This window comes from Yersinia sp. 2542 StPb PI, assembly GCF_048593855.1.
Taxonomy (GTDB): Bacteria; Pseudomonadota; Gammaproteobacteria; order Enterobacterales; family Enterobacteriaceae; genus Yersinia; species Yersinia enterocolitica_E.
On the sequence record NZ_JAZGQA010000045.1, the window covers coordinates 19165 to 27173 of the forward strand.

Genomic DNA, 8009 nt, shown 5'->3' on the forward strand with positions numbered 1-8009 from the left:
ACGGGGTATCCTCGGCACCTGTTGTAACGAATTAAGGATAGATGGTGGGATACAGAATACCTATCACGCTCGGTAATATTGAGCCACTCGCCTATAAACCATACCAACCCGGAAAAATGGCGTTGGTTTGTGAGGGAGGCGGGCAGCGGGGAATTTTTACAGCCGGTGTGCTGGATGAATTTCAACGCGCCCGCTTTAACCCTTTTGATCTGATGATTGGCACCTCTGCCGGTGCACAAAATCTATCTGCCTTTATCTGCGGTCAACCCGGCTACGCTCGCCGCGTCATTACCCGCTACACCACCACAGCTAATTTCTTTAACCCATTACGTTTTGTGCGTGGTGGCCACTTAATTGATCTCGACTGGTTGGTGGATATCACATCCCAGCAGTTGCCTCTGGCCATGGATCATGCTGAAGAGCATTTACGCAATGGCCGTGAATTCTTAATGTGTGCCTGCCGCAGTGATGATTTTGAACCTACCTATATTTCCCCCACTCGAGAAAGCTGGCTGCCGACCATTAAAGCGTCCAGTGCTATTCCTGGTTTATACCGTCAAGGGGTGGATTTGGGGGGGATCAGTTATCAGGATGGTGGCATCAGTGATGCCATCCCGGTGGAGGAAGCCTACCGCCGTGGCGCTGATACTATTGTGGTGATTCGGACTGTACCGTCGCAGGCCTATTACACGCCGCAATGGATGAAGCGGATGGAACATTGGCTGAGTGAAAGTAGTTTGCAACAACTGGTGCGGATTATGCAGCAACATGAGCAGAGCTATCACCGTATTCAGCAATTTATTGAAAAGCCGCCCGGTGACTTGCGTATTTTCGAAATTTTTCCGCCTAAGCCACTTGCCAGTAATGCACTGGGGAGCCGAATTGCGGCACTAAATCGTGATTATCATTTAGGCCGCCGTTGTGGTCGCTATTTTTTGGCTACCGTCGGGCACTGGCTATTACCGCAAGATCAACGGGATCCGACTGGAATCAATGGGGAGAAAACCTCGATTTCACTTTCACGTCGTATCATTCAGCCACAAGATATTAATCAACCAGATGATATGGCAGAGCTAATTGATACTGATGACTCTTCATTTGATATTACTCAAACGCCGGATATCATTACACCAGCGGATTCAGTGACCGCCACTCACTATGGCCTACCGGCTCAGATGAGTATGAGTGACAATGGGTTGATTATTCCAACGAATACCAATAGAAAGCCCTTGCCAGTAGAGATAATTTTGCCTGCCAGCGTGGCAAAAAACAAAGGTGATACCGCCTAATGGTACAAGTGAGTGAGCAGATAGTGAATCTTAGCGATAAAGCTTATTTTATCGATACCCACTGTCACTTTGATTTCCCTCCATTCAGTGGTGCTGAAGCGGCCAGTTTAGTCACTGCGGCTCAGGCGAATGTCAGGCAATTGATTGTTCCTGCGGTGGGTGCTGCTTATTTTCCCCGTATTTTAGCCTTGGCTGCGAACTATCCGCCCCTTTTTGCCGCACTCGGCATGCATCCACTTTATATCGCTCAACATCAAGAGGCCGATTTGGCGACACTGGCATCCTATCTGGCGAACAAAACTCACAAGCTGGTGGCCGTGGGGGAAATTGGCCTGGATCTTTATATGGATGAGCCGCAGTTACCACGCCAGTTGGCGCTATTGCAGGCGCAACTTAAGTTGGCTAAACAGCATGATCTGCCTGTTATTCTGCATTCTCGCCGTTCCCATGACCAATTAGCCTCGGTGCTGCGTAAAACGGTGTTGCCGCGCACTGGTGTTGTACATGGTTTCGCCGGTAGCCTGGCGCAGGCGCAGGCATTTATTCGCTTGGGTTATTATATTGGTGTGGGTGGGACCATTACTTATGTGCGGGCACAGAAAACCCGGAGTGTCATGGCCGCATTGCCTCTTTCCGCATTACTGCTGGAAACCGACGCGCCAGATATGCCGTTAGCCGGTTTTCAGGGGCAACCAAACCGGCCCGAGCGGGCTGCTGATGTGTTCAGCGTGTTGTGTCAGCTACGCTCTGAAACGCCACAACAGATTGCCAGCCAGTTGTTAGCGAATAGTCAACGTTTGTTCCGATTACCGCCCGCCGATAGCTGCCCACTTTAAATCACCACCGGGAATATACAAATCATACTAATAATTTGTGTGATCTCTTTATTTCCGCTTTTTAATGTGACTCTTGTCACACTTACGTTGATTCGGTTGCTTTTAGTTGTGTTTATTTGTGACAGAGATTATTTGATAGCGTCTTCATGTCGGTATAATCCCCCGAAAATTATTTCAATTTAATTAATGATTTCACTATTAGGGATAGCGACATGCTAATGAGTCTGGTTGGAATGGCAGTACTGATATTAATAGCCGTACTTCTTTCAAGTAATTATAGGGCGATTAATATCCGCACTGTTGTAGGTGCATTTATTATCCAGATCGCTATTGGTGCGCTGGTATTATATGTGCCCATCGGGCGCCGCATTCTGGGCGGTATGTCAGAAGGCGTCGCTAACGTTATCGCCTACGGTAATGAGGGGATTTCATTTATTTTTGGCGGTTTGGTTTCTGACAAAATGTTTGAAGTTTTTGGTGGTGGCGGCTTTGTATTCGCCCTGCGAGTATTACCGGTAATTGTATTCTTCTCATCATTGATTGCCGTTCTGTATTACCTTGGCATCATGCAAATCGTTATTAAGGTATTGGGCGGTGGTTTGCAAAAGTTGCTGGGCACTTCACGTACTGAATCCCTTTCCGCCACAGCTAATATCTTTGTTGGCCAAACTGAAGCGCCGTTAGTGGTGCGCCCTTATATTGCCACCATGACCCAATCTGAACTGTTTGCGGTAATGTGCGGCGGTTTAGCTTCCGTTGCCGGTTCAGTATTGGCCGGTTATGCGCAAATGGGGGTACCATTGGAATATCTGATTGCTGCTTCCTTTATGGCAGCGCCGGGTGGGTTACTGTTTGCTAAACTGATGGTGCCGGAAACTGAAAAAACGCACGATAACGTTGATGCTACGACCTTGATTGCTGAAGATGAACGCCCAGCTAACGTTATTGATGCAGCGGCCTCTGGCGCGGCTTCCGGCATGCAACTGGCATTGAATGTAGGGGCAATGCTGTTGGCCTTTATCGCTTTGATTGCTCTGCTCAATGGTATTCTGGGTGGGATTGGTGGCTGGTTTGATTATCCACAACTTTCGCTAGAGTTGATTCTGGGTTGGGTATTCTCGCCGATTGCTTACTTGATAGGCATCCCATGGAGTGAAGCGATGGTGGCTGGTTCATTTATCGGCCAGAAGATTATCGTTAACGAATTCGTAGCATTTATGAATTTCGGTCAGTATCTCCAGGCGGAAGAGTTAGTCAAAGCCGCGGGTTTACAGGTTCTTTCCGAGCACACTAAGGCTATTATCTCCTTCGCGCTGTGCGGTTTTGCTAACTTGTCATCTGTTGCCATTTTATTGGGTGGCTTGGGTAGTATGGCCCCAAACCGCCGTCACGATATCGCGCGTTTCGGCCTGAAAGCGGTAGCGGCAGGCACATTGTCGAATCTGATGAGTGCGACGATCGCCGGTTTCTTCCTGGCATTATAATTAGGCTAGCTTGACTTGCCATTTTGGGATTGGGCAGTGCTCGGGGCTTGTCACCTACTTCGTGTACGCTCCAGTCCCTGCGCGCTGTCCGCACCCAAACTGTCTGCGCCGCTGACGCTTAATTTTTTATGGTTCAGGCCTACAATACTGCGTATTCCTGCCCATAGGCTATTCTTGAAGCGAGTGAGCGTATCGTGGTCAGAAAGCTATAAATTAGGTTATTTTGTGACTTTAATCACATATAATTCCGTCTCGTTACAAGTTACTATTGATTAGTGTGAAATTGAACACACCCAAGCTGCCGATAACGTGTTCAAATAGTGTTATTGGCTTTCGGAATGAAAGCCTAAAGTGTGTACGGAGTCTCATTGCATCAGTGATGTAAGCAATGACCAAGTAGTTAGTGCGGTGAGATGGATCTCAATTGCCACCCATAGGGGCTATCTTCAAGGAACCAAGTCCGCTCGCCAACGTATTGAGCTTAGAACCTTCTCATTAGGGCTATGTTATTTGCCTGACTGCAACAATTACGCCTACTGAGGGGGACTTTTAATCACCAAAGATGCCGGTACGGTCTCTTTGTCCGCTCATAAATAGATGCTCAGTTCTGGCAAGGTGCTGGGGCTGAAATAGTGTTGGAGAGTTTTATGACCGATTTAACCGCCTGCGCGAATCTTAACGATTATGCCAAACGCGCACTGAGTTTGATGGATTTAACTACCCTGAATGACGACGATACCGATGATAAGGTTATCGCGCTGTGTCATCAGGCAAAAAGCCCTGCCGGTAACACGGCCGCAATCTGTATTTATCCCCGCTTTATTCCTATTGCGCGTAAAACGTTGCGCGAGCAGGGTACCCCTGAAATCCGTATTGCAACAGTGACTAACTTCCCACATGGCAATGATGATATTGCTATTGCACTGGCCGAAACCCGTGCCGCCATTGCCTATGGTGCTGATGAAGTGGATGTGGTTTTCCCTTACCGCGCCTTAATGGCGGGTAATGATAAGGTCGGCTTCGAATTAGTGAAAGAGTGCAAAGAAGCCTGCGCTGCCGCGAATGTATTACTGAAAGTAATCATAGAGACCGGTGAGTTAAAGCAAGAGCACTTGATCCGTCAAGCCTCTGAAATTGCTATTAAAGCTGGCGCGGATTTCATCAAAACCTCCACCGGTAAAGTGCCGGTCAATGCCACACTGGAAAGTGCGGGTATTATGATGAGCACTATCCGTGATTTAGGTGTGGGTAAAACCGTCGGCTTTAAGCCAGCGGGCGGAGTACGTACTGCCGAAGATGCCGCGCAATTCCTGCAACTGGCCGATCAATTGATGGGTGAGGGTTGGGCCGACGCCCGCCACTTCCGCTTTGGCGCATCCAGTCTGTTAGCCAGCTTATTAACCACGCTGGGCCATCAGAGTGATAGCAAAAGTAGCGGTTACTAATCATTATCGCAATCATTGAGTTTAGCCGATGCGCTGCGGGCGACTAGCCTGCCGTGCGGCTTTTATCCTTATTTAGGTCAGGGGGATGCTGTGTTTCTGGCACAAGAAATTATCCGTAAAAAACGCGACGGTCAGCCACTGAGCGAAGAAGAGATTCGTTTCTTTATCAATGGGATCCGCGACAATGTGGTTTCCGAAGGGCAGATTGCTGCTTTGGCGATGACCATCTATTTCCATGACATGAGCATGCCGGAGCGCGTGGCACTTACCATGGCAATGCGTGATTCTGGCACGGTGCTCAACTGGCAGAGCCTTAATCTAAACGGCCCCATCGTGGATAAACACTCTACCGGTGGCGTGGGTGATGTGACATCACTGATGCTCGGCCCGATGGTCGCAGCCTGTGGTGGCTATGTGCCGATGATTTCTGGCCGTGGTCTGGGCCATACCGGCGGAACCTTGGACAAACTGGAAGCTATACCCGGTTTTGATATTTTCCCCGATGATAATGCGTTCCGTAAAATCATTCAGGACGTCGGTGTCGCCATCATTGGTCAAACCAGCTCATTAGCACCGGCAGATAAACGTTTCTACGCTACCCGTGATATCACCGCCACTGTAGATTCCATTCCACTGATTACCGCTTCTATTTTGGCGAAGAAACTGGCTGAAGGGCTGGATGCGTTGGTGATGGATGTGAAGGTGGGTTCTGGTGCCTTTATGCCGACATATCAATTATCTGCCGATTTAGCACAAGCCATTGTCAGTGTGGCTAACGGCGCGGGTTGTAAAACGACGGCACTATTGACCGATATGAATCAGGTGTTGGCTTCCAGCGCCGGTAATGCGGTTGAAGTGCGCGAAGCGGTACGTTTCCTGACGGGTGAATATCGTAATCCACGCTTGTTAGAAGTGACGATGGCGCTGTGCGTTGAAATGCTGTTATCAGGTGGTTTGGCGCAAGATGATGCTGACGCCAGATCCAAGCTACAGGCGGTGCTGGATAACGGTAAAGCCGCAGAACTCTTTGGTCGCATGGTGGCGGCGCAAAAAGGCCCAAGTGATTTCGTTGAGCGCTATGACAGCTACCTGCCGGTAGCCATGTTGAGCAAGCCGGTATTTGCTGAACGAGCAGGCGTGGTTACTGCGATGGATACCCGTGCACTGGGTATGGCGGTGGTTTCCCTCGGCGGTGGTCGTCGTCGGGCAACTGATCCTATTGATTATAGTGTTGGTATCACTGAAATGGCACGTCTGGGGACCGGTGTTGATGGTCAGCAACCCTTAGCGGTGATTCATGCCAATAACGAAGATGACTGGCAGCAGGCAGCAGATGCACTACGTGCGGCGATCACCTTGGGTGACAAAGCGCCGGAAGAAACACCGGTTATCTATCGCCGTATTACTGAATAAACGCCATACTTTTGTTATTGAAGATATTTGCCCTTGAAGGCAAGTGTTAGCGAAAACAGATTGATTAATTACATGGGGGAGCCGATGAACATTGCTGCCCCAGAGCGTGAACCCACGCAGGAGAAAATGATGAAACGTACATTTATTATGGTATTAGACTCATTTGGTATCGGTGCCAGCGCAGATGCTAAAAAATTTGGTGACGAAGGGGCCGACACGCTGGGCCACATTGCTGAGGTCTGCGCCCGTGGTGAAGCTAACGTTGGTCGTAGTGGCCCATTGACGCTGCCAAACCTGAGTCGTTTAGGGTTGGGTAAAGCTGCCGAAGAGTCCACCGGTAAATTCCCGGTCGGGCTGGATAAGAATGCAGATATCATTGGTGCCTATGGTTATGCCAGTGAGTTATCCTCCGGTAAAGATACACCGTCAGGCCACTGGGAGATTGCGGGGGTGCCGGTGCTGTTTGACTGGGGTTACTTCAGTGATGTCGAAAACAGTTTCCCACAGGAACTGTTGGATAAACTGGTAAAACGGGCCAACCTGCCGGGTTATCTGGGTAACTGTCACTCAAGTGGGACCGTTATCCTTGACCAACTGGGTGAAGAGCATATGAAAACCGGCAAACCGATTTTCTATACCTCGGCTGACTCGGTGTTCCAGATTGCCTGCCACGAAGAGACCTTTGGCCTGGATCGCTTGTATGAATTATGTGAAATTGCCCGCGAAGAGCTGACCGAGGGTGGCTACAATATTGGTCGTGTGATTGCGCGTCCGTTTATTGGTGACAAGCCAGGTAACTTCCAACGCACCGGTAACCGCCATGATCTGGCCGTTGAACCGCCAGCGCCAACCATGTTGAAAAAACTGGTGGATGAGAAAGGGGGGGAAGTGGTTTCTATCGGTAAAATTGCCGATATCTATGCGCATGTGGGTATCACTCAGAAAGTGAAAGCCACCGGTCTGGATGCGCTATTTGATGCCACGATAGAAGAAATGAAGAAAGCCGGTGACAACACTATCGTGTTCACTAACTTTGTGGATTTTGACTCTTCTTACGGTCACCGTCGCGACGTTGCTGGTTATGCTGCTGCATTGGAACTGTTCGACCGCCGCCTGCCTGAGTTGATGGCGCTGGTAAAAGAAGATGACATCCTGATCCTGACGGCTGACCACGGTTGTGATCCAACCTGGCCGGGCACTGACCATACCCGTGAGCACATTCCGGTCTTGGTTTACGGCCCGAAAGTCAAACCAGGATCGCTTGGGCATCGTGAGACCTTTGCTGATATTGGGCAGACGGTAGCGACATATTTCAATCTATCCCCAATGGATTACGGTAAGAATATGCTTTAAGTCATTCAGCTAAGCTGAGCGTGCCATTTTGAACCCGGGCAGTGCTCGCCCTCCTCACGTACTGCGTGTACGCTCCGGGGGCTGTGTGCTGGCCGTGCCCAAACTGTCGGTGCTCATCTACGCTGGCGATGGCTGATTTTCTCTGAACTGTGCAAAGTAGTTCAAACTTAAAAACAGTTCAGTAATATA

6 protein-coding genes are annotated in these 8009 nt (G+C 49.5%); all 6 read left to right on the forward strand.

Annotated elements, in window-relative coordinates; all coding sequences use genetic code 11:
• Positions 1 to 41: 41 nt before the first annotated feature.
• The 6 genes from V1952_RS08145 to deoB all read left to right on the forward strand — a co-directional run bounded on the left by V1952_RS08145 (position 42) and on the right by deoB (position 7820).
• Positions 42 to 1289, forward strand: coding sequence for a patatin-like phospholipase family protein (locus V1952_RS08145; protein ID WP_420070893.1), 1248 nt, complete (start codon positions 42 to 44; stop codon positions 1287 to 1289).
• Positions 1289 to 2125 (forward strand): TatD family hydrolase, encoded by an 837-nt coding sequence (locus V1952_RS08150; RefSeq protein ID WP_420070892.1) that lies wholly within the window; start codon positions 1289 to 1291, stop codon positions 2123 to 2125. Before V1952_RS08145 ends, V1952_RS08150 begins: the two co-directional genes overlap by 1 nt.
• A gap of 212 nt (positions 2126 to 2337) precedes the next feature.
• Positions 2338 to 3609 (forward strand): NupC/NupG family nucleoside CNT transporter, encoded by a 1272-nt coding sequence (locus V1952_RS08155; protein ID WP_372557945.1) that lies wholly within the window; start codon positions 2338 to 2340, stop codon positions 3607 to 3609.
• Between the two features lie 647 nt (positions 3610 to 4256).
• Positions 4257 to 5054, forward strand: coding sequence for a deoxyribose-phosphate aldolase (gene deoC, locus V1952_RS08160; protein ID WP_050072495.1), 798 nt, complete (start codon positions 4257 to 4259; stop codon positions 5052 to 5054).
• Between the two features lie 90 nt (positions 5055 to 5144).
• Positions 5145 to 6467: a thymidine phosphorylase gene (deoA, locus tag V1952_RS08165; protein WP_420070891.1), complete on the forward strand. Its 1323-nt coding sequence runs from the start codon at positions 5145 to 5147 to the stop codon at positions 6465 to 6467.
• Between the two features lie 129 nt (positions 6468 to 6596).
• Positions 6597 to 7820 (forward strand): phosphopentomutase, encoded by a 1224-nt coding sequence (gene deoB, locus V1952_RS08170; protein ID WP_372559816.1) that lies wholly within the window; start codon positions 6597 to 6599, stop codon positions 7818 to 7820.
• Positions 7821 to 8009: the final 189 nt, after the last annotated feature.